The sequence below is a fragment of the Desulfovibrio sp. 3_1_syn3 genome (assembly GCF_000145315.2).
Taxonomy (GTDB): Bacteria; Desulfobacterota; Desulfovibrionia; order Desulfovibrionales; family Desulfovibrionaceae; genus Desulfovibrio; species Desulfovibrio fairfieldensis.
In genome coordinates this window covers 610087-632785 of sequence record NZ_ADDR02000001.1, presented here as the reverse complement: position 1 = coordinate 632785, position 22699 = coordinate 610087, and the positions used below count along the sequence as shown (strand labels likewise).

General features: G+C 59.7%; 19 protein-coding genes and 2 tRNA genes. 11 read left to right on the top strand and 10 right to left on the bottom strand.

The features are described 5' to 3' along the window. Positions 1–259: 259 nt before the first annotated feature. Together gap and fba are read right to left on the bottom strand one after the other, a co-directional pair. On the bottom strand, positions 260–1261 hold the full coding sequence (gene gap, locus HMPREF0326_RS02710; protein ID WP_008682673.1) for a type I glyceraldehyde-3-phosphate dehydrogenase: 1002 nt from the start codon (positions 1259–1261) through the stop codon (positions 260–262). 201 nt (positions 1262–1462) lie between these two features. Next, positions 1463–2389 carry a class II fructose-1,6-bisphosphate aldolase gene (fba, locus tag HMPREF0326_RS02705; protein ID WP_008682670.1) on the bottom strand — a complete coding sequence of 309 codons (927 nt, stop codon included), beginning with the start codon at positions 2387–2389 and terminating at the stop codon, positions 1463–1465. A gap of 324 nt (positions 2390–2713) precedes the next feature. Here fba and HMPREF0326_RS02700 point away from each other — a divergent pair, with 324 nt between their 5' ends. Both HMPREF0326_RS02700 and HMPREF0326_RS02695 read left to right on the top strand, forming a co-directional pair. Beyond that, on the top strand, positions 2714–3406 hold the full coding sequence (locus HMPREF0326_RS02700) for an RHS-family protein (protein ID WP_008682668.1): 693 nt from the start codon (positions 2714–2716) through the stop codon (positions 3404–3406). Further along, positions 3360–3992, top strand: coding sequence for an RHS repeat domain-containing protein (locus HMPREF0326_RS02695; RefSeq protein WP_020990176.1), 633 nt, complete (start codon positions 3360–3362; stop codon positions 3990–3992). The genes HMPREF0326_RS02700 and HMPREF0326_RS02695 overlap by 47 nt, the downstream gene beginning before the upstream one ends. Here the strand turns inward: HMPREF0326_RS02695 and surE are convergent. Continuing rightward, positions 3950–4708 (bottom strand): 5'/3'-nucleotidase SurE, encoded by a 759-nt coding sequence (gene surE, locus HMPREF0326_RS02690; protein ID WP_009303230.1) that lies wholly within the window; start codon positions 4706–4708, stop codon positions 3950–3952. The genes HMPREF0326_RS02695 and surE overlap by 43 nt on opposite strands. Positions 4709–4859: 151 nt before the next feature. Between surE and HMPREF0326_RS02685 the strand changes: the two genes are divergently transcribed. After that, positions 4860–5921 carry a 3'-5' exoribonuclease YhaM family protein gene (locus HMPREF0326_RS02685; protein WP_008682664.1) on the top strand — a complete coding sequence of 354 codons (1062 nt, stop codon included), beginning with the start codon at positions 4860–4862 and terminating at the stop codon, positions 5919–5921. After that, complete coding sequence (gene tmk / locus HMPREF0326_RS02680; RefSeq protein WP_008682663.1) at positions 5897–6550, top strand: dTMP kinase; 654 nt, start codon at positions 5897–5899, stop codon at positions 6548–6550. Before HMPREF0326_RS02685 ends, tmk begins: the two co-directional genes overlap by 25 nt. 12 nt (positions 6551–6562) lie before the next feature. Here the strand turns inward: tmk and HMPREF0326_RS16580 are convergent. Continuing rightward, positions 6563–7320, bottom strand: a protein-coding gene (locus tag HMPREF0326_RS16580) for an IS5 family transposase (protein WP_147568319.1) whose coding sequence is annotated in 2 segments (ribosomal slippage) — positions 6563–6996 and positions 6996–7320 — 759 coding nt in all. Because the reading frame shifts where the segments join, the coding sequence is not laid out codon by codon here. A 209-nt stretch (positions 7321–7529) separates the two neighbouring features. Between HMPREF0326_RS16580 and HMPREF0326_RS02670 the strand changes: the two genes are divergently transcribed. From HMPREF0326_RS02670 to nspC, 4 genes are all read left to right on the top strand, one after another. Beyond that, positions 7530–7871 (top strand): hypothetical protein, encoded by a 342-nt coding sequence (locus HMPREF0326_RS02670; protein WP_008682662.1) that lies wholly within the window; start codon positions 7530–7532, stop codon positions 7869–7871. Then, on the top strand, positions 7864–9198 hold the full coding sequence (locus HMPREF0326_RS02665; protein WP_020990175.1) for a histone deacetylase family protein: 1335 nt from the start codon (positions 7864–7866) through the stop codon (positions 9196–9198). Before HMPREF0326_RS02670 ends, HMPREF0326_RS02665 begins: the two co-directional genes overlap by 8 nt. A 220-nt stretch (positions 9199–9418) precedes the next feature. After that, the gene (locus HMPREF0326_RS02660) at positions 9419–10621 is read left to right on the top strand and encodes a saccharopine dehydrogenase family protein (RefSeq protein WP_008682660.1); all 1203 of its coding nucleotides are present in this window, start codon (positions 9419–9421) and stop codon (positions 10619–10621) included. A 414-nt stretch (positions 10622–11035) separates the two neighbouring features. Further along, positions 11036–12259 carry a carboxynorspermidine decarboxylase gene (gene nspC, locus HMPREF0326_RS02655; protein WP_008682659.1) on the top strand — a complete coding sequence of 408 codons (1224 nt, stop codon included), beginning with the start codon at positions 11036–11038 and terminating at the stop codon, positions 12257–12259. 345 nt (positions 12260–12604) lie between these two features. Here nspC and HMPREF0326_RS02650 read toward each other — a convergent pair whose 3' ends face one another. The 5 genes from HMPREF0326_RS02650 to HMPREF0326_RS02630 form a co-directional block, all read right to left on the bottom strand. Next, positions 12605–13363 (bottom strand): sulfite exporter TauE/SafE family protein, encoded by a 759-nt coding sequence (locus HMPREF0326_RS02650; RefSeq protein WP_008682658.1) that lies wholly within the window; start codon positions 13361–13363, stop codon positions 12605–12607. A gap of 86 nt (positions 13364–13449) precedes the next feature. Then, positions 13450–14424, bottom strand: coding sequence for a tripartite tricarboxylate transporter substrate binding protein (locus tag HMPREF0326_RS02645; RefSeq protein WP_020990174.1), 975 nt, complete (start codon positions 14422–14424; stop codon positions 13450–13452). A 63-nt stretch (positions 14425–14487) separates the two neighbouring features. Then, on the bottom strand, positions 14488–14943 hold the full coding sequence (locus tag HMPREF0326_RS02640; protein ID WP_020990173.1) for a tripartite tricarboxylate transporter TctB family protein: 456 nt from the start codon (positions 14941–14943) through the stop codon (positions 14488–14490). Beyond that, a complete protein-coding gene (locus tag HMPREF0326_RS02635) occupies positions 14936–16471 on the bottom strand; it encodes a tripartite tricarboxylate transporter permease (RefSeq protein WP_008682652.1) in 1536 nt (511 codons plus the stop codon). Before HMPREF0326_RS02635 ends, HMPREF0326_RS02640 begins: the two co-directional genes overlap by 8 nt. 38 nt (positions 16472–16509) lie before the next feature. After that, positions 16510–18144, bottom strand: coding sequence for a rhodanese-like domain-containing protein (locus tag HMPREF0326_RS02630; protein WP_008682650.1), 1635 nt, complete (start codon positions 18142–18144; stop codon positions 16510–16512). Positions 18145–18532: 388 nt separating this feature from the next. Here HMPREF0326_RS02630 and HMPREF0326_RS02625 point away from each other — a divergent pair, with 388 nt between their 5' ends. Next, entirely contained in the window at positions 18533–20494 is a 1962-nt protein-coding gene (locus tag HMPREF0326_RS02625) for a sigma 54-interacting transcriptional regulator (RefSeq protein ID WP_020990172.1), read from the top strand. A gap of 146 nt (positions 20495–20640) precedes the next feature. Here HMPREF0326_RS02625 and HMPREF0326_RS02620 read toward each other — a convergent pair whose 3' ends face one another. Beyond that, the gene (locus HMPREF0326_RS02620; RefSeq protein WP_232224896.1) at positions 20641–21612 is read right to left on the bottom strand and encodes a polysaccharide deacetylase family protein; all 972 of its coding nucleotides are present in this window, start codon (positions 21610–21612) and stop codon (positions 20641–20643) included. 256 nt (positions 21613–21868) lie between these two features. Here HMPREF0326_RS02620 and HMPREF0326_RS02615 point away from each other — a divergent pair. Both HMPREF0326_RS02615 and HMPREF0326_RS02610 read left to right on the top strand, forming a co-directional pair. Continuing rightward, a tRNA-Val gene (locus HMPREF0326_RS02615) sits at positions 21869–21944 on the top strand. A gap of 1 nt (position 21945) precedes the next feature. Continuing rightward, positions 21946–22022: transfer RNA gene (locus tag HMPREF0326_RS02610), tRNA-Asp, on the top strand. Positions 22023–22699 lie beyond the last annotated feature (677 nt).

Sequence of the window (22699 nt, the reverse complement as noted above, 5' to 3'; positions counted from 1 at the left end):
TCCGCCTCTATAATCCTATCGGCGTTCTTTCGGATATGGATTAGAGCTGGTGGGAAAATTTTTCCTACCAGCATCCCACTGTGTTTTTTATGTTTTTGATGGAAGAGTGAAAACGGCTTGATTTTTTCGGCGCGCGGGCGGCAAATTTTTCCTCCCCGCGCATGCCGCGCGGTCAGGCGACACGACGTCAAAGGCCCCGCCTGTCCATGACATAATCCATGGACAGGCGGGGCCTTTGACGTCAAAAACACTGTGAAACTCAGCAGTCCTTGCCCACCATGCGCAGCAGGCGCAGCAACTGGTTGGTGAAGCCCGCCTCATTGTCGTACCAGACCAGCAGCTTGAGCATGGTCTGGTCCAGCACCTGGGTGGACAGGGCGTCCACCACGCCGCCGTAGGTGCTGCCCCTGTAGTCGATGGAAACCAGGGGCTCCTCGGAAAAGCCCATATTGTCCCTGAGCGCGCCCTGGCTGGCGGCTTTGAGCGCCGCGTTGACGGCGTCGGCGTCACAGGGCTTTTCCACCTCACAGGTCAGGTCCACCAGCGAGCAGTCAAAGGTGGGCACGCGCACGGACATGCCGTTGATCCGGCCTTCCAGCTCAGGCATGACCACGCCCACGGCCTTGGCCGCGCCCGTGCTGGACGGCACCATGGAGACGGCCGCGGCCCGGCCGCGCCGCCAGTCCTTGTGCGAGCCGTCCAGAATGCGCTGGCTCATGGTGTAGGAATGGATGGTGGTCATCAGGCCGTGGCGGAAGCCGAAGTTCTCATGCACGACCTTGACCGCCGGGGCCAGGCAGTTGGTGGTGCAGGACGCGGCGGAGATGATGGCCTGCTTGGCCGGATCATAGATCTCCTGGTTCACGCCCATGACGATCATGGCGTCCACGCCCTTGCCCGGCGCGGAAATGACCACCTTTTCGGCCCCGCAGTCCAGATGCCGGGCCAGACCCTCGCGGTCCTTGATGGTGCCCGTGGTTTCCACGGCAAGGGTCACGCCCAGGCGTTTCCACTCCCATTCCCCGGCCTTGCGGCGGGTCACCGCGACGTGGCGTCCGTTGACGATGATGCCGTTGTCATCATGACCCACTTCACCGGCAAACGTGCCGTAGGTGGAGTCGTATTTGAACAGGTAGGCCAGGGCGGCGTTGTCCGCGCGGGCGTTGATGGCCGCGATCTGAAGATCCTGATCGTCGGCCAGCAGGCGCAGCAGATAACGGCCGATGCGGCCGAAGCCGTTCATTCCCAATTTTACGGGCATGGTTGCGCTCCTTGTGTGCGAATACGTTTAGAGTATTTCAAATCTGAAATCCTCTAAGGAAGCGCTGAGTAATGAAGATTTTTGTTCTCTGCCAAGGAAGGCGAACTGCGGGCGAAGGGAGTATATTCAGACATATTCGACCGTCGCACGGAGTGAGCCTGACACAGGCAGAGGGCAAAAAGACCATTAATCAGTACTTCCCTAACTTTTCCCCGAAGAACCCATCACATTGCGGATCTTGTGCGCCACCATGTTCTTGACGGCCTCGCGGGCCGGGGCAAGGTAGGAGCGCGGGTCGAACTGTTCCGGATGTTCGGCCAGGAACTGGCGGATGGAGGCGGTGAGCGCCAGGCGGATGTCCGTGTCCACATTGATTTTGCACACGCCCATGCTCGCGGCCTTGCGCAACATGTCTTCGGGCACGCCCCTGGCCCCGCCCACCTGGCCGCCGTACTTGTTGCACAGTTCCACAAACTCCTGGGGCACGCTGGAGGCCCCGTGCAGAACCAGAGGGTAGCCGGGCAGCTTGGCGCTGATGGCTTCCAGGCGCGGGAAGTCCAGTTTGGCCTCGCCCTTGAATTTGTAGGCCCCGTGGCTGGTGCCGATGGCCACGGCCAGAGAGTCGCAGCCCGTGCGTTGCACGAAATCCACCGCCTGGTCCGGATCGGTGTAAACATGCTCGGCGGAACTGACGTGTTCCTCGACGCCGGCCAGCTTGCCCAGCTCGGCTTCCACCCAGACCCCCTTGGGGTGGGCATAGTCCACCACCTGTCTGGTCAGGGCGATATTTTCCTCATAGGGCAGGTGCGAGCCGTCGATCATCACCGAAGTGAAGCCGCCGTCAATGCAGTCCTTGCACATCTCGAAGCTGGGGCCGTGGTCCAGATGCACCACCACGGGCACGGCGGGGTCTTCGATCAGGGCGGCCTCCACCAGTTTCATGATGTAGGTCTGACCGGCGTATTTGCGGGCTCCGGCGGAAACCTGGAGGATCACCGGGGATTTTTCCTCGGCGGCGGCCCGCATGATGCCTTGGACGATTTCCATATTGTTGACGTTGAACGCGCCTACGGCGTAGCGCCCGGCGTAGGCGGCGGCGAACATTTCTCTGGGACCCATAAGAGGCATGGCTTCCTCCTGTTCTGCTTGCGGTATGGGCCGGGGAAAACATGGTCCCCGGCCGGATAATTGAGGTCTGACATATATCCCATATGCCGGAAAAGCGCAAAGGGAGAGAAGCTTTCCGGCAGGGCGACGGCCGCCGACCCGGCCGGAAGGGACGCGGGCCGGATCAGTGCCGTCCAGAGAAGGTGATTAACCACCTAAAATTAAAATAATACTTTTAAAATAAAAAGATTTTTTGCAATAGTATAAAAATAAATATATTTATCCTGAACAAAATTTAATTTTTACAGTAAATCTATAAAATGGAGGCTGTATGTATCAGGATTTGTGGACAAAAAATCTGTGCCCGAATGTTTTTCCGTCGCGGTGGACCGTGATGCCGGGGGCAAAATCCTCCGCCGGGAGGAGCATTGGCCCGAGGGCGTGCGCCGCTTTCGCTACGCCTATGATGCGTCCGGCCATCTGCTCCGCGTGCAGTGCGACGGCCGGGAGCGGGAGGCCTATGCCTATAATGAGGCCGGGCAGCGGGTGGAGGACATGGCGCGGGGTATCCGCTATATGTATGACGCCGACGGGCGTCTCACGCATGCGGGCGCGCTGCGCATGGCCTATGACAAGGGCGGGCGGCTGGTCCGCCGGACGCGTCAGGACGCTGCCGCCGCGCGGGCTTCAGTCCCCCCGCTCTTGCGGGAAGCCCGGTCCGGCCGTCGCGATGAGCGCGGCGGGGAAAGCGGGGCCATGGAATTCAGCTATGACGGCAACCGCCTCGCTGAAGTGCGCTTGCCGGGCGGCGCGCTTCGATCCTATCGTTATGAGGGAAACGCTCGTATGCCTTCGCGGGTTCTGGATGACGGCGAGTTGTGCCTGAGCTGGGAATGGAAGGGGCGGCAGACGCCGGTACGTTGCGTGGACGCCCGAAGCGGGCTCGGCTATGACTGGGGCTATGAGGGGGGCGCGGAGCCCCTGCCCACGCATGTGGGCATTCAGGGCGAGGCCGTGCGGCGTCTGGGGCACGGATAAGGACTATTTTTTACTGGGTCTGGACCAGGTGGGCTCGTTCCGCGCCCTGATCAACGGCGCGGGCGTCATCGTCAAGCGCGTGGACTATGACAGCTTCGGCAATGTGCTCTTCGACAACCTGCCGGAATTGTACATTCCTCTGGGTTTCGGCGGCGGCATCGTGGACGGGGCTACGGGCCTGGTGCGGTTCGGTTGCCGGCACTATGATCCGGAGGTGGGCCGCTTCATCAGCCGTGACCCGGCCAAAGACCGGCGCGGCGACGGCGACCTGTATGACTACTGTGTGGATGATCCCGTGGGCAGGGTGGATCGGGACGGCCGTTTCTTCTTCCTGCCCCTGTTGGCGGGCATCGGCGGCGGCGCTGTCATGGGCCCGCTCGGCTCCTGGTTCGCCGCCAAGTCGGCGGACAAGATGAAGGAAGAGCGGACGGGCAAAGCCTCCACCGCCGCGCGGGACGGCGGCCACCGGGCTTGCCGCCGGGAACCTCGCCGTGTCCGCCCCATGTGCGGCGGCGATAGCGGATACGGGCCGATCTCGCCGCTTCAGCGCAGCTCCATGCCTTCCAACTCTTTCAGGCCCGCGTGATCCGTGAATTCAAAACAAAGCGGCGTCACAGTGATATAGCCCCGGTTGAGCAGGTCCTTGTCCGACCCGGCGTTGATGGTATGGGCCGGGATTTCGCCTTCCAGCCACCAGTAGGGCGCGCCGCGCGGATCAAAACGCTCCAGATAGACGTTTTTCCAGACCGCGCTGGTCTGCGGGCAGACGCGCAGGCCCTTGGCCTCATCCAGGGTTCCCGCCGGGTAATTGAGGTTGATCACCCGGCGCGGGGCCAGGCGGGACCAGTCGATGCGTCCGGCCAGGGCCACGGCGTGGCGGGCCTGGGGCAGCAGGTCCCCGTTGCCCAGATGGTCGTCGTGGGAGACGGCCAGGCTGGGCAGATCCTCATGGGCCGCTTCCGTGGCCGCGCCCACCGTGCCGGAATAAAGGATGTCCGGCCCCACATTGGGCCCGGCGTTGATGCCGGAAATCACCATGTCCGGCTTGCGGGGCAGCAGGCGGCCCAGCGCCAGCTTGACGCAGTCCGTGGGCGTGCCGTATATGCCCGTGCCCCTGAAGCCGGGCTCTTCGAATTCCATGGCCCGCAGGGGGTCGAAGACAGTGAGGGAATGCCCCACCCCGGATTGCTGGCGCATGGGGGCCACCACATGCACGCTGTGCCCGGCTTCCAGCAGGGCCGCGTACATGGCCCTGAGGCCCGGAGCCCGGATGCCGTCGTCGTTGGTCAGCAGAACGTCCATTTGACAATACCTCGGAAAGAAGGGAATCTGCAAAGACAGGGATTCCCGCGCCGCCGTGGCCCGCGCGGGAGAAAAGAGTCATTCAAAGCACGGGCGCGGCGGGCCGGAGCCCGGCCCCGGCCCCGGTCGCGCGCCGTAACGCGGACAATATATGGAAAAAGGTTCTTACGTCAAAGACATCGGCCCGGCCTCCGAGGCGCGCGGCCTGTTCGTGGTCAGTCAGGCGGCCCAGGGCCAGTCGCGCAACGGGCCCTACTGGCGGCTGACCCTGGCCGACGCCAGCGGCAGCCTGGAGGCCAAGATCTGGCATCCGCTCAGCGCGGAGTTCAGCGACATTCCCGTGGGCTCCGTGGTCTGGGCCGAAGGCCGCGCCGGCCTCTACCGGGACCAGGTCCAGCTCACGGTGGAACAGTTGCGCCTGCTCTCCGAAGAGGAGGGCGCGGCTGTGGACCAGGCCGCGTTGCTGCCCGCCAGCCCATTTTCCCTGGACGAAATGCTGGACGAGCTGCTGGCCCTCTGCAGAGAGGAATTCAGCCACGCGCCCTGGCGCAAGCTGGTGCTTGGCGTGCTCAACAATCAGGAATTGCGCGCGTCCTTCCGGGTTTGTCCGGCGGCCAAGGGCGTGCACCACGCCTATGTGGGGGGCCTGCTGGAACATACCTTGAGCGTGTTCAGGCTCTGTCGGCGCATTGCCGACCAGTATCCCGAACTGGACCGCCAGGCCCTGCTGGCCGGGGCCCTGTTCCACGATTTCGGCAAGATCCGCGAATTTTCCGGCGGCCTGGCCAACGACTACACGGATGAAGGGCGCCTGCTGGGCCATCTTATGCTGGGCGTGGAAATGCTGGCTCCGTACCTGGCTAAATCCGGTCTGGACGAGGGGTTGCAACGCCATCTCAAGCATCTCATCCTGAGTCATCACGGCGAGTTGCAGTTCGGCGCGGTGCGCCAGCCGCACACCGCCGAGGCTCTGGCCCTGCACTATGCCGACAACCTGGACGCCAAAATGGCCCAGTGCCGGGGCCTGTTTGACCAGTTGGGCGGGGAAGGCCAGGACTGGACGCCCTGGCAGGCCACTCTGGGGCGGCCCCTGTACCGGGCCCCGCGCACCCCGGAAGCCTCGAAACCGGAGATCGCGGCTTCCGCCTCGTCCGCGGCAAAAGGCCGTAAAAAAGCGGTGAGGGAAGAATGTTTATCTCTTTTGAAGGTATAGAAGGCTCGGGCAAGTCCACGGCCCAGCGCCTGCTGGCCGAGCATCTGCAAGGGCTCGGATACGACCCCCTGCTCACCCGCGAGCCGGGCGGCTGCGCTCTGGGCCGCAGCCTGCGTCCCATTCTGCTGGACGCCCGCACGCGCGGCCTGTCCAGCCGGGCCGAGCTCTATCTCTTCCTGGCGGACCGCGCCCAGCATGTGGCCGAGGTCATCCGCCCGGCCCTGGAAGCCGGGCAGACCGTGCTCTGCGACCGCTACGCGGATTCCACCCTGGCTTACCAGGGCTATGGCCGCGGCCTGGACCCGGAACATCTGCGCCGCATCAATGACATGGCGACCGGCGGCCTCATGCCGGACCTGACCCTGCTGCTGGACCTGCCCGTGCATTGCGGCCTGGAGCGGGCCGGTCTGCGCAACCGGGAAGAGGGCACCGTGCTCTCCGAGGGCCGTTTCGACGCCGAAAGCCTGGAGTTTCATGAGCGCGTGCGCCAGGGGTACCGGAGCCTGGCCGCCGAGGAACCCGAGCGCTTTGCCATCATCGACGCGGCCCAGCCGCCCGAGGATGTGGTGCTGCAATGCCTTTCGGCGGTGGAGGCCTCGTTGCGGCAGCGGGGCAGGGGACTGGACTAGGGTCTGTTAACACTATTTCAGAGCTATAACAATTAACGCAAAGACGACAAAGGCCAGGAACATGACATCGAGCTTATCGAACCGAGTAAAAACACGACGGAAGCCTTTGAGCCTCCTGAAAAGCCGTTCTACCTCATTACGTCTTTTGTATAGCTCTTTGTCATACTCCCACGGTTTCAGTCGGTTGGGATTGGGCGGCACCACCGGAGTGAAGCCCAACTCACGTCCCAAGCGAGTCGTTTCATTACCCTCATATGCGCCATCCATAAGCAAGCTGCACGGCGCTGGCATCGGCCCCAACTGGACAAGCAGTCTGCGCCCCTCGGGGGCATCGCCGGCGTTGCCGGGAGTGAGGCTGAAATTCAACGCGCATTCAGCATTCGCGGCAACCATATGAAGCTTGGTCGTCCAGCCGCCTCTGGACTTTCCGATGGACTGCGGACCTGTTTTTTTAAGGCCCCTGTTCCATCGGGATGAACCTTAACAATAGTACTGTCGAGAGAAACTGCTTCTATTTTAAGACGGAGTATCTGCTCTTGTTGAAGGCGTTCAAATATACGGTCAAGAACTCCGTTCTTGCTCCAGCGGTTCATGCGCGTGTAGATGCTGTGCCAACAGCCAAAATTTTTCGGCAGTCCACGCCATTTACACCCATGCTCCGCAACGTACAGAATCGCATTCAACACCTGGAGATTGTCAAAATGGACATTACCTCTTTGGCGCGGGAAGCAGTCAGCGATTCTCTCATATTGTTCGCGAGTAATTTGCATAAGACATTCTTACGGAATACTCGCTCTTTGTCAAATAGTGTTAACAGGACATAGTGCAATACAACACGTAAACTTCGTATTACGTGTTACGTCGTTGCGCCGAAAACCACGTTTTTCGGTTTGCTCACGGCGGCCTACAGTGCAATGTTAAGCATTACACAGTACTAGAATCCCGGTTCACGCGGAACCGGAAGCATAAGGAGCCCGGCATGAGCGAAATGTACACCCTCCTCGCGGAAGGAAGCCGTCTGCGTTTTGAGCCGCGCCAGGACGACGTCCTGAACAATATTCTGGCTCTGGGCAAGCAGTCCGGCGACTATGAGATCGTCAGCCGTCTGGGCGATCCCGGCCTGTTGCACTGCGCGGTCTTCCGTCGCAGCGAGGGCAGCGGCGGCTGTTTCGCCTTGTACGACGGCAACGGCCCATTGTTCGCCGCCGTGGCGGAAAGCAATCTGGCCTTCGGCTTGGGCCAGGGCTTTTTCGGCAGAATGGTTTCCGATGCCCGTTACGGGGCCGATATTTTCGAAAATATGGACGAGTCCGATGACTGAGCCCCTTGTGGCCGCCCGCCGTCTGGGGGTGGTCTTTTTTCCGGCTTTCGACTGGGCCATTTCCGCCACCCATCCGGAACGCGAGGAACGCCTGCTCTACACCCGCGACCAGTTGCAGGAAGAGGGCCTTTTCGACATTCCGGGCATCACCGAATACCGGCCTTCTTTTGCCTCCCACGCCCAACTGGCGCGCGCCCACTTCTGCCTGCCCTCGGTGGGCGCGGTGAGCACGGATTCCCATCTGGCGTCCGCCGGGGGCGCCATCGCCGCCGCGCGCCTGGTGCTGGAAAAAAAAGAGGACAAGGCCTTCGCCCTGGTGCGCCCGCCCGGACACCACGCCATGCGCGTGGTCCACGGCAATCGCGGCTTCTGCAACATCAACAACGAAGCCGTGATGGTGGAGTACATCCGCGATCATTATCCCCATCCCGACGGTCGGCCCCTGCGCATCGCCATCGTGGACACGGACGTGCACCACGGCGACGGCACTCAGGATGTGTTCTGGAATGATCCGCACACCCTGTTCATCTCCCTGCACCAGGACGGCCGCACGCTCTATCCCGGCACCGGTTTTCCGCAGGAATGCGGCGGCCCGGCGGCTCTGGGCAGGACCATCAATATCCCCCTGCCGCCGGAAACCTCGGACGAGGGCTACCTTTACGCCGTCGAGCATGCCGTGTTGCCCATTCTGGCCGAATTCAAGCCGGATCTGGTCATTAATTCCGCCGGACAGGACAATCACTTCACCGACCCGCTGGCAAATATGCGCCTGTCGGCCCAGGGCTACGCGGCCCTGAACAAGGCCCTGAATCCGGACATCGCCGTGCTGGAAGGCGGTTACGCCATCCGGGGCGCGCTGCCCTATGTTAATATGGGCATCTGTCTGGCTCTGGCCGGACTTTCGGCGGAAGACATCCGCGAGCCGGGCTGGACCCCGTCCTCCACCCGCCAGCGGCCCGAAGTGGGCCAGTATATCGCCAAGCTCTGCGACCAGATTGTGGAACTCTACCGGCGGCCTCCGGCACAACCCGCCGAAGGCCGGGAGGAAGACGGCTGGTGGGTGCGGAGCAAGCATATTTTTTACGACACGGACATGCTGCGCGAAAGCCAGCGCGAGGCCTGGCGGCTCTGCGCGGACTGTTCCGGCCTGGGCCGCATTGAAACCAGCTCGGAACGGGTGGACCGTTCCCTTTGCCTGCTGATTCCGCGCCATGCCTGCCCGCGTTGCCGGGGCGAGGGCGCGGCTCTGGCGGAGCAGGCCCGCAAAAGCGGCCGTTACGCGCACGTGCTGACGCTGGACGGGGACAAGAGCGACGTTGCGGCTTGACGATGCGGTCTGTTCCGGACCATAGAGAATTTAACATTTGGAACACTGGGTTACGGCGAGCAAAGCCCGCCCACGCGCATTTCGTGGCAAGGATTTGCAGAGAAATTTTTACAGAGCAATGCAGTCATTTCAAACGTGAATCGCTCCGGAAGCAGGCTTCCGGAACAGGGGAATCTCGGGTCTCCGACGGCGTTATCATTTGGAGAAAGAAGGAGCAGATATGGCGAAGATCCTGATCATCGGCGCGGGCGGCGTGGGCAGCGTGGTGGCCCACAAGTGCGCCCAGGCGGCCAAGGAAACCGGCGTTTTCGAGTGGATCACCCTGGCCAGCCGCACGCTGTCCCGTTGCACGGACGTGGCGCGCAGCGTCAAGGCCCGCACGGGCGTGGACATCGACACCGCCCAGGTGGACGCGGACAACGTGCCGGAACTCTGCCGGCTGATCCGGCAGGTCAAGCCGGATCTGGTCTGCAATCTCGCCCTGCCGTATCAGGATCTGCACATTATGGACGCCTGCCTGGAATGCGGCGTGCACTATCTGGATACGGCCAATTACGAGCCCCTGGACACGGCCAAGTTTGAATACAAGTGGCAGTGGGCCTATGCCGACCGCTTTCGCGAAGCCGGGCTCACGGCCCTGCTGGGTTCGGGCTTTGACCCGGGCGTGACCAACGTTTTCGCGGCCTGGGCCCTGAAGCACGAGCTGGACGAAGTGCGCGTGCTGGATATTATCGACTGCAACGCCGGGGATCACGGCCAGCCCTTTGCCACCAATTTCAATCCGGAAATCAACATCCGCGAAGTCACGGCGCCGGGCCGCTACTGGGAGCGCGGCGAGTGGGTGGAAACCGACCCCCTGGCCTGGTCCATGAACTACGATTTTCCGGACGGCATCGGCACAAAGAAATGTTACCTCATGTACCATGAGGAGCTGGAATCCCTGGTGCGGAACCTCAAGGGCATCCGCCGGGCGCGTTTCTGGATGACCTTCTCGGACAACTATCTCAACCACCTCAAGGTGCTCGGCAATGTGGGCATGACCCGCATCGACCCGGTGCGCTTCCAGGGTCGGGAGATCGTGCCCATCCAGTTTCTTTCGGCCCTGCTGCCCGACCCGTCCTCCCTGGGCCCGCTGACCAAGGGCAAGACCTGCATCGGCGACCTCATGCGCGGCGTCAAGGACGGCAAGGAAAAGACCGTTTACGTCTACAATATCTGCGACCACGAAGCCTGCTATGCCGAGGTGGGTTCCCAGGCCATTTCCTATACCACGGGCGTGCCCGCCATGATCGGCGCCAAGATGATCGTGGAAGGCAAGTGGCGCGAGCCCGGCGTCTGGAATATGGAGCAGTTTGACCCTGATCCCTTCATGGCGGATCTGAACGTCTACGGGCTGACGTGGCAGTGTGTGGAAATGGAGTAGAGTTGGATGAGGCCGCCAGGGCGGCGTTTATATCCAGACCTGGAAGAGCGGGGCCTGGCGGTATGAGTGCCCTTTGGGCACGGAGATTTCCCGCCTGCCGGCGTTTGGGCCGCCTACGCGGCGTGCGGCAAGGGGGCCTCGGATCATCCCCCTAACAACGTAACGCGACAACGCGGCGTATAACGGGTCTTGCTCGCATGGCGAGCTGCACCCCGGAATCGCCGCGCGTCAACTTCTGGCGAAGTGGCTCCCCGATTTATCGATAGCCGTCGGTCTGGCGTGCGGCAGGGGGCGGTCTAAGCGTCGGCGCCCGTGGGCCGCGATAGCCAGGGAGCAGGAGACAAGCCCGCGTTTCTCTTCTCTAAAAAGCCTGACTGCGGCGCGGACGCAAGGTGCCGCTGCAAAGGAACATACATGGACTGCCTGGACTTCCTTTTTTCGGACGAAACCCCTGTCCCTTCCCCCTGCTTCGTGCTGGACGAGGCGCGTCTGGCGGCCAACGCCGCCATTCTGGATGAGGTGCAGCGCCGCACCGGCGCGAAAATTCTGCTGGCCCTTAAGGGCTATGCGGCCTGGGCCACCTTTCCGCTGCTCTCGCGCACGGGCGTGGGGCCGCTTTGGGGCGTTTGCGCCAGCTCCGTGGATGAAGCGCGCCTGGGGCGGGAGGAGTTCGGCGGTGAAGTGCATGCTTTCGCCGCCGCCTGGACCGAGGCGGAAATCGCCGAGCTGCTGGATCTGGCGGACCATATTGTCTTTAATTCCCCGACTCAGTGGCGGCAATTCCGGCCCGTCATTGAAGCTCACAACCGTGCGCGCCGCGCTGAAAATCCCATAGAGTGCGGCCTGCGCCTCAACCCCGAGCATTCCGAAGGTGCGGTGCCCATCTATGACCCCTGTTCGCCGGGCTCGCGTCTGGGCATCCGCCAGCGCCATTTCGACCCCGCCGACCTGGAGGGCATTTCCGGCCTGCATTTTCATACTCTCTGCGAGCAGGGGGCCGACGCCCTGGCCCGTACCTTGGACGTCGTGGAGGAAAAATTCGGGCCGTATTTACCCGCTTGCCGCTGGATCAACATGGGCGGTGGGCATCACATTACCAAGCCGGGCTATGATCTGGACCTGCTCTGCGCCTGCCTGACGCGCTGGCGTCAACGCTATGACGCCCGGATCTATCTGGAACCGGGCGAGGCCGTGGCCCTTAACGCCGGCTGGCTTACGGCCACGGTGCTGGATGTGGTCATGGCCGACATGCCCGTGGCCGTGCTGGATGTTTCCGCCGCCTGCCACATGCCCGATGTGCTGGAGATGCCCTACAGGCCGGAGGTCTTTTACCGCCATGAGGGGGCGACCGCGCGCGCCGGGGCCGCCGGGGAACAAGCCTGGACCTGTCGCCTGGCGGGCAAGTCCTGCCTGGCCGGGGACGTGATCGGCGAATACGGCTTTGCCGCGCCCCTGGAAGCCGGGCAGCGTCTGGTATTCGGGGACATGGCCATTTACAGCATGGTCAAGACCACGACCTTCAACGGCCTGCGCCTGCCGTCCATCGGCATCTGCAAGGCCGGGAACGCGAGTGGGGAAAACCGCTTCCGCCTGCTGCGCGAGTTCGGCTATGCGGATTTCAGAAACAGATTATCCTGAAGCGGGTACCTCCTCGTGCGTTGAGGGCAGCTTAACAGGCGGCGTTCATGTCTCGCAGCCTCAGGATGTGGAACAGGCGGCCTTTGCAATAGCCTGCCCCCGTCAAGCGGACTGGTAAAAATCCTCCGTCTGATGTACCGCAAGCGGCCGGCTTTCCCCGGTCGAGTATCGGGAAAAGCCGGCCGAGTCTTTTTGAAACCGTTCCGCATTGCAGGAACGGATATACTCTTCAATCTGCATGCCGGTTCCGGCTTTGCCCAAGAGCGATTTCCCCATAAATGAGCCGGGGGCTTTCTTTCTCTGCCTGCCGGATGGGGCATGCCGCGCATGGGGGCCGTGACTGCGTCAGAACGCTGATGAAAGCGTTTTGGCGCACATGGCCAGGATCAGCAGGAAAACCAGATTGCGAAACAAGGCCGGCGGGCAGCGGGCCACAATCCTGCTGCCCATCCAACTGAAGACGGCGATGACGGGGATCAGCTTCAGGGCGATGATGATCAGGTCGGGCGGCAGCATGCCGTTCAGGGAAAAGCCGACGGCTCTGACGAAATTGCTGATCAGGATCAACGCGCAGCAGGTGGCGACGAAAACCCGGCTCTCCAGTTTGAGATGCACCATGCTGAAAGCGTAGAACACGCTGCCTGCATTGACGACGTTGAACAGCCCCCCCAGAAAGGAAGCCAGATATGCGGGCATGGCTGTTGCCGCGAATGAGGCCGGCAGACGAGAGGTCAGATACCGCGGGCCCCGGAAGGGCAAGAGGTTGCTCAGAGCATAGATCACGCCAATGATGCCGATCAATATTTTCAGGATGTTGGCGGGCAGATGCGGCACGGCCAGGCTGCCGCACAACACGCCGATGACGGAAAACCTCGTCATGGCCGTCAGTACAGGGGGGCCGATCCAGCGTTTCCAGTGGCAACCGACAGCCATGATGTCCATGATGAGCAAGAGCGGCGCGGTGGCGGCCAGGGCTTTGAACGGGTCGAAGATCAGGCTCAGGGCCGGGAGCAGAAAAAGCCCGGTGCCGATGCCCGCCCCGCTTTTCAGGAAGGCGGCGAAGGCCGTGCTGACAAGTAAAATTGTCAATTCCGCGGTTGTCATACATCCCTCAGGGGCGGTGCGGCCCCGGCAAACAAAAGGGCCCGGTGGGGCCTTGCATGCTCCACCGGGCCGGGGGACGGGCTGATTTACTGTTCAACAAAAGCCTGGAGCAGATCTTTGAGGATCGCTTCGCGCTTTTCAAATATCTTGAGCATGGCTTGGCGGTCCAGTATGTGGTACGGGACGCCGGTTTTCTTCATGTTCTCGATTACAATGGGATCATTGAGCATTTCATAGACCTTTTGAGCGGCCTTTTCCACAATAGCCTTGTCCACGCCCACGGGCAGGGCATAGCCGCGGAAGTTGGTTGTGGCGTCATCCAAGGTCTTGTAACCCTGTTCAATGAAGGTTGGTACCTCGGGCATGAACTCATGACGTTGCAGGTCGGCGATACCCAGGACCTTGATCTTGTCCGGGGCGCGCATGGCGATGGACAGGTTGTTGAAGCTGCCCATGACCTTGCCCGCCAAGACAGATTGCAGGGAATCAGAGCCGCCCTTTTCAGGGATATAGGTCAGATTGATCCCCGCTTCTTTCTGCAAAAGCAGAAGAGCGATGTGATGCCCCACAAAAAGGCCCGAACCGTTCAGGGTGACCTTGCCGGGATTTGCCTTGGCGTAGGCCACCACGTCGGCCACGCTGTTGAACGGGGAATCCTTAGGCACGAAGAGCACCACCGGGTCCGCGGCAAAATTGGCCAGAGGCTCAAGCGTGCGGATGCTGTACTTGGCGTTCTTTTTAACGATGGACTGGGCGATGAAGTTGGGCAGGTTGTAAACGGTCATGGTCAGACCATCGCGGCTGCCCCGGTCCATGAACCAGTTCCAGCCGGTCAGGCCTCCCGCACCGGCCTTGTTCAGGATGACGATAGGCTGGCCAAAGTATTTCTCAGCTGGCATGGCGCCGATGCGGGCCTGCACGTCTGTCTGGGAGCCGACGGAATAGGTGCACACGGCCGTGATGGGCCCGGAGGGGTAGTCGTCGGCCGGGCCTGCGGCCACGCGCCCCGCCGGCAGCAACAGGAGCGCGGCGCAAAGCACAAAGCGGAAAATGCGGTTCATACCATCCATCCTTTGTTAGAGATTGAGAAAGCCATGAGGTTTCCTGCGGAAACCGGACAACCTTTAAAACGGCATAAAGCCTTTGGGGATCTGGACGGTCAGCCCCACGGTAAAGAGCAGATACAGGAAGCCGATGCAGGCAAAGGCGACAGCCGATCGTTTGAGCGCGCCTGCGGGAGTGACCGCCATGGGCTGGGCGATCAGTGACACGACTATCAGATAGATGAAGGAAGCCAGATAAAAGCCCATCCATTCCAAAACGGCGATATACAGCACTGTGAGGGCGCACAGAGTTCCCACCCGTTTTAGCGGATAGCCCCTGAGCGTCAGCACGCTGTCGATCTTCTGCCTGTTGCGGAGAAAGGCCAGGATATATTGCCCCGCATTAAAAACCCCCATCAGATACAGAAGAAACTGGGGAACCAGCAGGGATTGCTCGTCTTGCGGGCCGTCCAGATAAAAAGCAAAAAAGACGATGATGAGAGTCATAGTCAGAGCGGCGGCGAATTCCTTAGGCATGGGTGGCCTCCTTTTGCTGGGCGGCGAGCCTGGCCCTGGCCCTGCGGGCAAACCTGATCTCGCCGTAAACGGCATAGACCAGCGACAGCAGGCAAAGACCGATGAGCGTCTGATTCAGCGAGCCGCTAAAGAAATATTGCCACATCCCCACGTCGGTATTGGCGATCAGTCTGCCGCGCAGGAAATTCTCTTCCGCCAGAGGGCCGAGGATGATGCCCAGCACGATGGGCGCGCTGGGGATGCCCAGTTTTTTGAACAGCAGCATCAGCGCACCCAGACAAAACATGATAAGGACATCCGCAAAGCTGTTCTGTACACAATAAGAGCCAAAGACACAGAGGATCATCACAATGCCGAACATCATGTAGTTGGGCACATTGCTCACGACATGCGTATAGCGCGAGGCGAGGATGCCGAAACCAAACATGAAAAACTGGGCGATGAACATGCCGATGATGAAGGGGTAGGTGATGTCGGCGTTTTTGGTGAACAGTTCAGGCCCAGGGAGCAGCCCCTGAATCAGCAGCCCGCCCAAAAGAACGGCCGCCGTCGGACTGCCTGGGATGGACAGGGTCAAAAGCGGAATGCAGGCCGGAGCCACTGTGGCGTTGTTGGCGCATTCGCTGGCGCAGACGCCCTCAGGATCGCCCGTGCCGAAGCGCTCCGGGTTTTTGTCCATCTTCTTCACCTGGTCATAGGCCATCAGGCCAGCCACCTGCGCGCCCGCCCCAGGGATGACACCGATAATGGTGCCGAGGATGCTGCCGAGGGTCAGGGTGCGTAGGTATTTGGAGTGTTTTTTGATAACCTTGCGCAGAAGGCCGCCTTTGATCTGCACCTTCAATTTTTCAAAAACGAGATGTGAATCCTCCATCATCTCGACGACCTGTGGAATAGCAAACAGACCGATAAGGGCTGGCACGATGGCTATGCCCGCAGTCAGCATCTCATGAAAGATAAAGCGGCCCTCGCCTGTGACGTTGCTTTCGCCGATGCAGCCCAGCAAGAGGCCCAGCGCGCCGCCGAAAAGCCCCTTGAGCATGGCCCCCGATGAAAGTCCGGCAATGACAGTGATGCCGAAGACAGTTGTCCAGAAAAGCTCGGATGGGCCAAACCGCATGGCGAATTCGGACATGGGCGGCGTGAGGAAGATCAGGGCGAGAGCCCCCACAACGCCGCCGATCAGGGAGGAAAAGAACGTGGTGTACAGCGCTTCCTGCGCTCGGCCCTGTTTAGCCATGGGATACCCGTCAAGCAAGGTGGCGATGGAGGCAGGGGCCCCCGGTATACTTAGCAAAATGGCTGAAATGGACCCCCCCGCCACGGCAGAGGTATAGACCGCGCCCAGTAGGAGCAGGGAAGGCACTGGCGGCATGTAGAAGGTAAAGGGCACCAGCAGGGCCACGGCCATGGTGGGGCTTAGGCCCGGCATGGCGCCGAAGAAAAGCCCGCCGACGGAACCGCAAACAAGTACTAAAAAGTTGGACCAGGTCAGGACGCTGGGTAAATACTCAAGCAGTTGTTCCATGGTCAGTACTCCTTAATCAACTTTACGATGAGCCCGATTCACCGGCTTTTGACGTTAAAGTTGACGCACCCATCGGCGTTGATCTTGTCCACCAGCCCGGATTCCCAGTCAAAATAGCCTTGCATGGCTTCTTTTGAGGCATTGAGATCGGTATAGGGGCGGTACCAGATGTCGTCTTCGGCGCACAGGGCGCAGGGCATGCCCGCTTCAAGGGGCAGGCCCGCCTTTTCCCAGGCGGGGGTACCGCCCCGGATAAAGCTGACGGCGGCGTCCGGCCAGAGGTTGTGGGCGTCTTGTGCCGCCAGCTCCGCATGGGCGCTTTCCTCGGCGGTCAGGATGATATGCCTGATCTGAGAGGATAGTGAGCGCACCCGCGGCAGATAGGCCCGGGCGACCCATTTCGCGCCGGGAATATGACGGACCCGATGCCGGTTGCTGGCTCCCACATTGATGCACAATATCCCGGACTGGCTTTCCAACTGCCGCGCCGCTTCCGCAACGCTGATGCCGCCCGTGGAGGCATGAGCTTCGACGCCATCCTCGCCATCGGCCAATCCTTGGGGTGCCAACACGGCGGCAGCGCTGAAAATGCCTCCCTTCAGCACAAAAACCTGTGGCAAGCCCATCTGCTGCAACCAGTGGGCCGTCATGATGGCGCGCAGCTCGTCGTCGTCCATGAGAACGTAGCGCCCGTTGCGCACGGCTGCGTATTCGTCCGTAGCCTGGACCAGCTGGCCGCCTTGAGCGGAGGTCGAACCCGGGATATGACTGGACGCGTATTCACAGGGTTGGCGCACGTCGAAAAGATAGAGCGTCTTGTGGGCCGCCTCCGACTGCCACACGGCAACCTTCTGAGGTTCGATGAAGCGGACATGGTACGTCTCGGCCACCTTGCGGATACGCTGTTCGGCAATGTGACGGCCTTCCTCCGTAATGGGGGGTACCGGCCGGATGGAACCGTATTCCAATTCAAAACCCGCAAGCTGCCAGTTCATTGTGCCGCCCTTGAGGGCCACAACCCGATTAGGGATAGCGGCGTTGATCAAGGTTTGCGTACCAATGATGCTTCTTGTCCGCCCGGCGCAGTTGATGACAATGGTCGTGGCGGGATCTTTGACCACTTCGGCCAAGCGGTAGGTTACTTCGCAACCAGGCAGATTTATGCTGCCAGGTATGTTCATATTGCGGTATTCGCCGGTGGGCCTGACGTCAATGACAACGCTCCGGATCCGGGTGTCGTCGAGCAGGGCCTTGATCTCAGTGGGGGGCAGGCGTGGCGTTTCCTGCACGACTTCAATGTATTCACCAAAGCCTTTGCTCAGGGCTCCGACCCCGGTAACGGTAACGAGACCCGCCTCATTCCATGCCTTCAGCCCTCCGTCAATGATGCTGACAGCACAGTAGCCCATGGCCTTCAGAACATCAGCGGCGCGGCCACTCCGGTCGAGGTCTTCCGACAGGCCGTCATCCATCACAAAAACAGGTGTTTCCTTGCAGGGTACAAGCGGTTCGACTATCAGTTCCAGTCTGCTCAAGGGAATGCAGCAGGCCAATAAAAGATGTGATCTGGAAAATTCTTCTTGCTCGCGCACATCAAGCAGGGCAAATTCCGTCTCTCCACGCAATGTTTTATACAACTCATGCACAGTAATGCGGGCAACAACAGCAGTCATACATGGCTCCTTCTGGACAATGTATTATCCTGTTTGCAAATAAAAATATCGGTATAGTGATGCGGTATGCTGTTGATTTATTGCAGCATGAATTGTGCCAAAGCTTATATGGTCTTATTTTTTACTGTAATCTACTTGATTTTATTGTTTTTATTGGAGCCAGCCATAAGACTTGACGTTGGCATCAATGAGAATATATACAAAATTTGAGATTATTCTTATTTTTGAGAAAATATTTTACAAAGGCCTCCTAATCCGTAAAGTGGCCCTTGTTGTCAATTTCAATGATCTATTCCACAAAGTCCAGCATTTATAATAATTATATATTTATTTGTAATATATAAAATAAAATTAATATAACATTTACTTTATATGGGTATATATAGTCATGAAGCAGGAAAAATATCGCTTTGCTCTTCTTGTACATTCGTATGAGATAATTGAAGAATGCAAAAATGCTATGGCCAATTCACCCGATGAGATTCGCTATGAACTTGTGAATTTCGAAACTGGGCCGAAAATGGCGCGCGAATGTCTTGATAACGGCTTTGAAGTGATCTTGTGCCACGGCGGCACGGGCGACACCATTTTTCGTTCTGTGCCGCACTCTGTCGTCAAAATCGAACGTTCCGACATGGACGTACTCAGAGCACTGCGTGTGGCAAAGCAGTATTCAGACAAGATCATATTAGCATCATACCAGGACGAATTTCACGATACCATAGCTGTTGAAATGGAGCGCTTGTTGAACATCAATGTGCAAAGCGCTACCTATGACTCACCGGAAATGATGAGGCAGGCCATACAGCAATGCGTGCTGCAGGGTTTCAAGGTGCTCATCGGCGGCGGCGTGAGCAAGGCATGTATGGAAGAGTATGGCGGCCGGGGGTTCATCATCAAGCCCACGCAACGGAGTATCCAGTTGGCGTTCAAACGCGGCCGTCACCTTGCCCATTCCCAGCGCGAGGCCAAACGCCGCAACGGCAACATGATGATGATCATGGAACATTTGCAGGAAGGCGTACTCTGCATCGATTCGGAACAGCATGTCCTCATTGCCAACAAAGCGGCCTACCAGTTGCTCAAGGTGCCGCCGCAGTCGGGAGAAACGTTTTTTAGCTCTTTCTTCCAACCGCTTGGCCTTCTCGATACCTTGCGGGATCTGACGCCCCGGGAAAACAAGCTGGTGGATCTGCGAGGCGAAGCATTCATCGCCACAACATACCCTCTTATCTTATATTCCGATACGCCGTGCGCGGTCAGCCTTTTTCGCGACACGCCGTCACTGCAAAGCATCAGCAACAAGATCAACAAGGAATTGTACTCCCGCGGCTTGTCCACCCGCACGACCATTGAGGATATTAAAGGGCAAAGCCAGCCGGTGCGGCAAATGAAAGAAAAGCTGCGCCAGTATGCGCCGTCGGACGTGAACATCTTCATCCAAGGGGAGACCGGCTCAGGCAAGGAGCTGGCCGCCCACGCTCTGCACGCGGCCAGCCTTCGGAAAAACAAGCCCTTTGTGCCCGTCAACATTTCCGCAGTACCTGTGCAATTGATTGAGAGCGAACTCTTTGGATATGAAGAAGGCGCCTTTACTGGGGCAAAGCGCGGCGGGAAAGCCGGTTTTTTTGAAATGGCCCATAAGGGGACGCTTTTCCTGGATGAAATCGGCGATATCAGCGAAGAAACGCAGCTACGCCTTTTACGTGTTCTTGAAACGCGGGAGGTACTCCGGGTCGGCGGAAATCGCATGTACCCGGTCGATGTGCGCGTTATCTGCGCCTCCAACAAGCCTCTTCTCCAGTTGGTGCAGGCGGGCTTGTTCCGCATGGATCTCTATTATCGTTTGTCCACATTTAAGTTGAGCGTGCCGCCATTGCGTCGCCGTCTTGAGGATATCCCCATCTTGCTGGATAATCTGCTAAAAAAATACCATTGCAGCAGAAAAGATCTATCCGCGCCTATCTTGGAATGCCTTCGCCGCTACGAATGGCCGGGTAATGTGCGAGAATTGCTGGCGATCATGGAAAACTACCTGCTTCTTCTTGGGGACAATCCGCCCGATCCGGCTTTACTGACCAGCATTATGAACGAGCACAGCACGGACGGCGTGGAGGCTCTTCCCTCAACAGCGGCGTCTGCCCCCAGGCCGCGCCGCAGTCCCCTGCCTTCTTTTCCGCAAGAGTCGGACCAGCTTGCAAATCCGCGCTGGACGCTCAAGCAAAGTCTGGACATTGCCCGTGACGCCATTTTGAAGAAAACTATGGATTTCTACGACGGGGACAAGAAACAGGCCGCGCAACACCTCGGCATCGGATATTCCTCTCTGTGCCGCCTGCTCAAAAAGTAAAGATAGAGTCATGGCGACTAAAGGAGGTCGTCATGGATTCACAATATAAAGCCAGGTTGCCGGAATTTGAATGCGCGGCACTTGGAGCCTTAACGCGCAACAGGAAAAGCGGGGAGAGAAAATTTATTGCTGGTCGCGGCTGTCTGTTACGAAAGCGGCGCTGGCGTGGCGGCACGGGCAGATGGGCGCAGGGACAGCCCGGCGGGCAGGGTCGACTGCGGCGAGGCGCCGCCCCGTTCATGCTGGTCCAGGGCCTGCCCGCTGAAAGGCGCGGCATTGCTTTCGGGCTGCCAGGGCTTGCTGCTGCGGGCCAGAGGCAGCGGACCCGTTCCTGCGGGCCAGCCGCGGGTCGGCGGCAGTTCCGCGGATTCTTCCACGCCCTCTACAGTATGACGGGCCGCCAGAGGCATCTGGCCCGGCTCTTCGCCCACGGGCCGCCGGGTCATCAGCAGGCCGGGTTCCGGGTCCAGCACGCCTTCCAGGTATTCGCTCACGGTCACGAAACGCTGGCAGCCGCCCGCGCGCAAGTCCGCAATGATCCGGGGCAGATCGTCCACCGTGCTTTTGTGCGTGTCGTGAAAAAGAAAGATGCCGCGCAACGAACCCGTGGGATAGGCATAGCCCCGCGTGCTGCGCAGTTTGGCGTAGTCCGGAGGCAGGCCTTTCCAGTCGCGGCTGTCCAGGGACCAGAGTACCACGGAAAGGCCTAGAGACTCGGCGGTTTCCACGGTGTTGTGGTCAAACGCGCCGTAGGGCGGCCGCAGGAAAAGCGGCGTGGCCCCCAGGGAACGCAGAATGGCGTCGGTACGGCGGATTTCCTCGTCCTTGCGCTCCGATGACAGCAGGCGGAGGTTTGGGTGGGAATAGGAGTGATTGCCTATTTCATGGCCTTCGGCCACGATGCGCCGGACGATGTCCGGATGAAGTTCAGCCTGCTTGCCCAGCAGAAAAAAAGTGGCCGGGATGCCGTACTGGTCGAGCATGTCCAGAAGCTGGGGCGTATTGCGCGAGGGGCCGTCATCAAAGGTAATGGCGCAGAGGTTCTCGCTCATGCGCTGATCCATAATGTTGTTGCCGTCCACCACGCGGGCCAAAACGCTTTGGGCCGCCAAAAGCATACAGCCGCATAACGCGGCCGCTCTGAGTTGTTTCCATGGGAATTTCATTGTGCTGTCCGTTACCCCTGAGTCATTGATTAAGCTCTATCACTCCGCAAACCGCCCCGCAAGTCGAGGTGCGGCATTCGCGCGAGCTTTTAAAAAATTATTGTTTAAAATTAATGAGTTAATATTTTGTTTTTGTAAAATTTTTTTTACTCGATGAATTCCGCTTGACTCTGGAGCCTGTTTCGCATACTTAAGTGTCTCCCGACGAGGGCAGTTAGCTCAGCTGGTAGAGCACCGCCTTCACACGGCGGGGGTCACAGGTTCAAGTCCTGTACTGCCCACCACGGAGCGGTAGTTAAGACGGTTATAACGCCGGCCTGTCACGCCGGAGGCCGAGGGTTCGAGTCCCTTCCGCTCCGCCAGCTAGTTCAAGAGGGTCAGTCCAAAGCTGACCCTCTTTTTTTTGTACAAACAGCCCTGCGCAGTGCGTGGGGCTGTTTGCCGTTGCGGCATTCAGGACCCAAAGAGCTGCTTGCCTTGCCGCACCCGGCCACACTCGGCCGTAGTCGGGCAGTCCCGGTCAGAACCGTTCCGGGAAAAGGACTGCGGGCTTTTGGAGCAGCTTAACGTTAAACGCTAAACTGCTCTGGGGCCTGTTAGAGCAGATTAACTTTGAGAATTGACATTCTCAAAGTTTTTAAGCCGCTCGCCCTGCTCTCGATGTCCGTACGGCGCGCTTCGCGTGCCTACGGCCATGGCCCTGCGGGCCACCCTTCGGCTCGGTCTCCGGCGCTTAGCTCTGCTGTCGTCATCCGTAAGGCGGCATAGCCGCCAACGGCTGGCGCTCGTGGCAGGCGTCTGCTTATGCAACGGCCAGAGCAATTCCACTTTGAACTTGCTCTAACGCTATGCCTTTTTGTCCTCCTGCCGCGTGCGGCAGCCGTTGTCCAAAGGGCTTACGGATGGCGACAGCATTTGCATGGAACCGTCTGTGACGTTACGCATGCTGGCTTCATCCGTAGCTTCCTGCGTCGCAACGGCTGAAGCCAGATATCGCCTGCTTTTTCGGTCGCGTGCCAGATCGCTGCTGTCCTCATTC

Bases quoted from the DNA above. Each gene is read 5' to 3' on its own strand.
- gap (WP_008682673.1), bottom strand. From the start codon at position 1,261: ATGCCCGTAAAATTGGGAATGAACGGCTTCGGCCGCATCGGCCGTTAT.
- fba (WP_008682670.1), bottom strand. From the start codon at position 2,389: ATGCCTCTTATGGGTCCCAGAGAAATGTTCGCCGCCGCCTACGCCGGG.
- HMPREF0326_RS02695 (WP_020990176.1), top strand. From the start codon at position 3,360: ATGTGGGCATTCAGGGCGAGGCCGTGCGGCGTCTGGGGCACGGATAAG.
- surE (WP_009303230.1), bottom strand. From the start codon at position 4,708: ATGGACGTTCTGCTGACCAACGACGACGGCATCCGGGCTCCGGGCCTC.
- HMPREF0326_RS02685 (WP_008682664.1), top strand. From the start codon at position 4,860: ATGGAAAAAGGTTCTTACGTCAAAGACATCGGCCCGGCCTCCGAGGCG.
- tmk (WP_008682663.1), top strand. From the start codon at position 5,897: ATGTTTATCTCTTTTGAAGGTATAGAAGGCTCGGGCAAGTCCACGGCC.
- HMPREF0326_RS02670 (WP_008682662.1), top strand. From the start codon at position 7,530: ATGAGCGAAATGTACACCCTCCTCGCGGAAGGAAGCCGTCTGCGTTTT.
- HMPREF0326_RS02665 (WP_020990175.1), top strand. From the start codon at position 7,864: ATGACTGAGCCCCTTGTGGCCGCCCGCCGTCTGGGGGTGGTCTTTTTT.
- HMPREF0326_RS02660 (WP_008682660.1), top strand. From the start codon at position 9,419: ATGGCGAAGATCCTGATCATCGGCGCGGGCGGCGTGGGCAGCGTGGTG.
- nspC (WP_008682659.1), top strand. From the start codon at position 11,036: ATGGACTGCCTGGACTTCCTTTTTTCGGACGAAACCCCTGTCCCTTCC.
- HMPREF0326_RS02650 (WP_008682658.1), bottom strand. From the start codon at position 13,363: ATGACAACCGCGGAATTGACAATTTTACTTGTCAGCACGGCCTTCGCC.
- HMPREF0326_RS02645 (WP_020990174.1), bottom strand. From the start codon at position 14,424: ATGAACCGCATTTTCCGCTTTGTGCTTTGCGCCGCGCTCCTGTTGCTG.
- HMPREF0326_RS02640 (WP_020990173.1), bottom strand. From the start codon at position 14,943: ATGCCTAAGGAATTCGCCGCCGCTCTGACTATGACTCTCATCATCGTC.
- HMPREF0326_RS02635 (WP_008682652.1), bottom strand. From the start codon at position 16,471: ATGGAACAACTGCTTGAGTATTTACCCAGCGTCCTGACCTGGTCCAAC.
- HMPREF0326_RS02630 (WP_008682650.1), bottom strand. From the start codon at position 18,144: ATGACTGCTGTTGTTGCCCGCATTACTGTGCATGAGTTGTATAAAACA.
- HMPREF0326_RS02625 (WP_020990172.1), top strand. From the start codon at position 18,533: ATGAAGCAGGAAAAATATCGCTTTGCTCTTCTTGTACATTCGTATGAG.
- HMPREF0326_RS02620 (WP_232224896.1), bottom strand. From the start codon at position 21,612: ATGCTTTTGGCGGCCCAAAGCGTTTTGGCCCGCGTGGTGGACGGCAAC.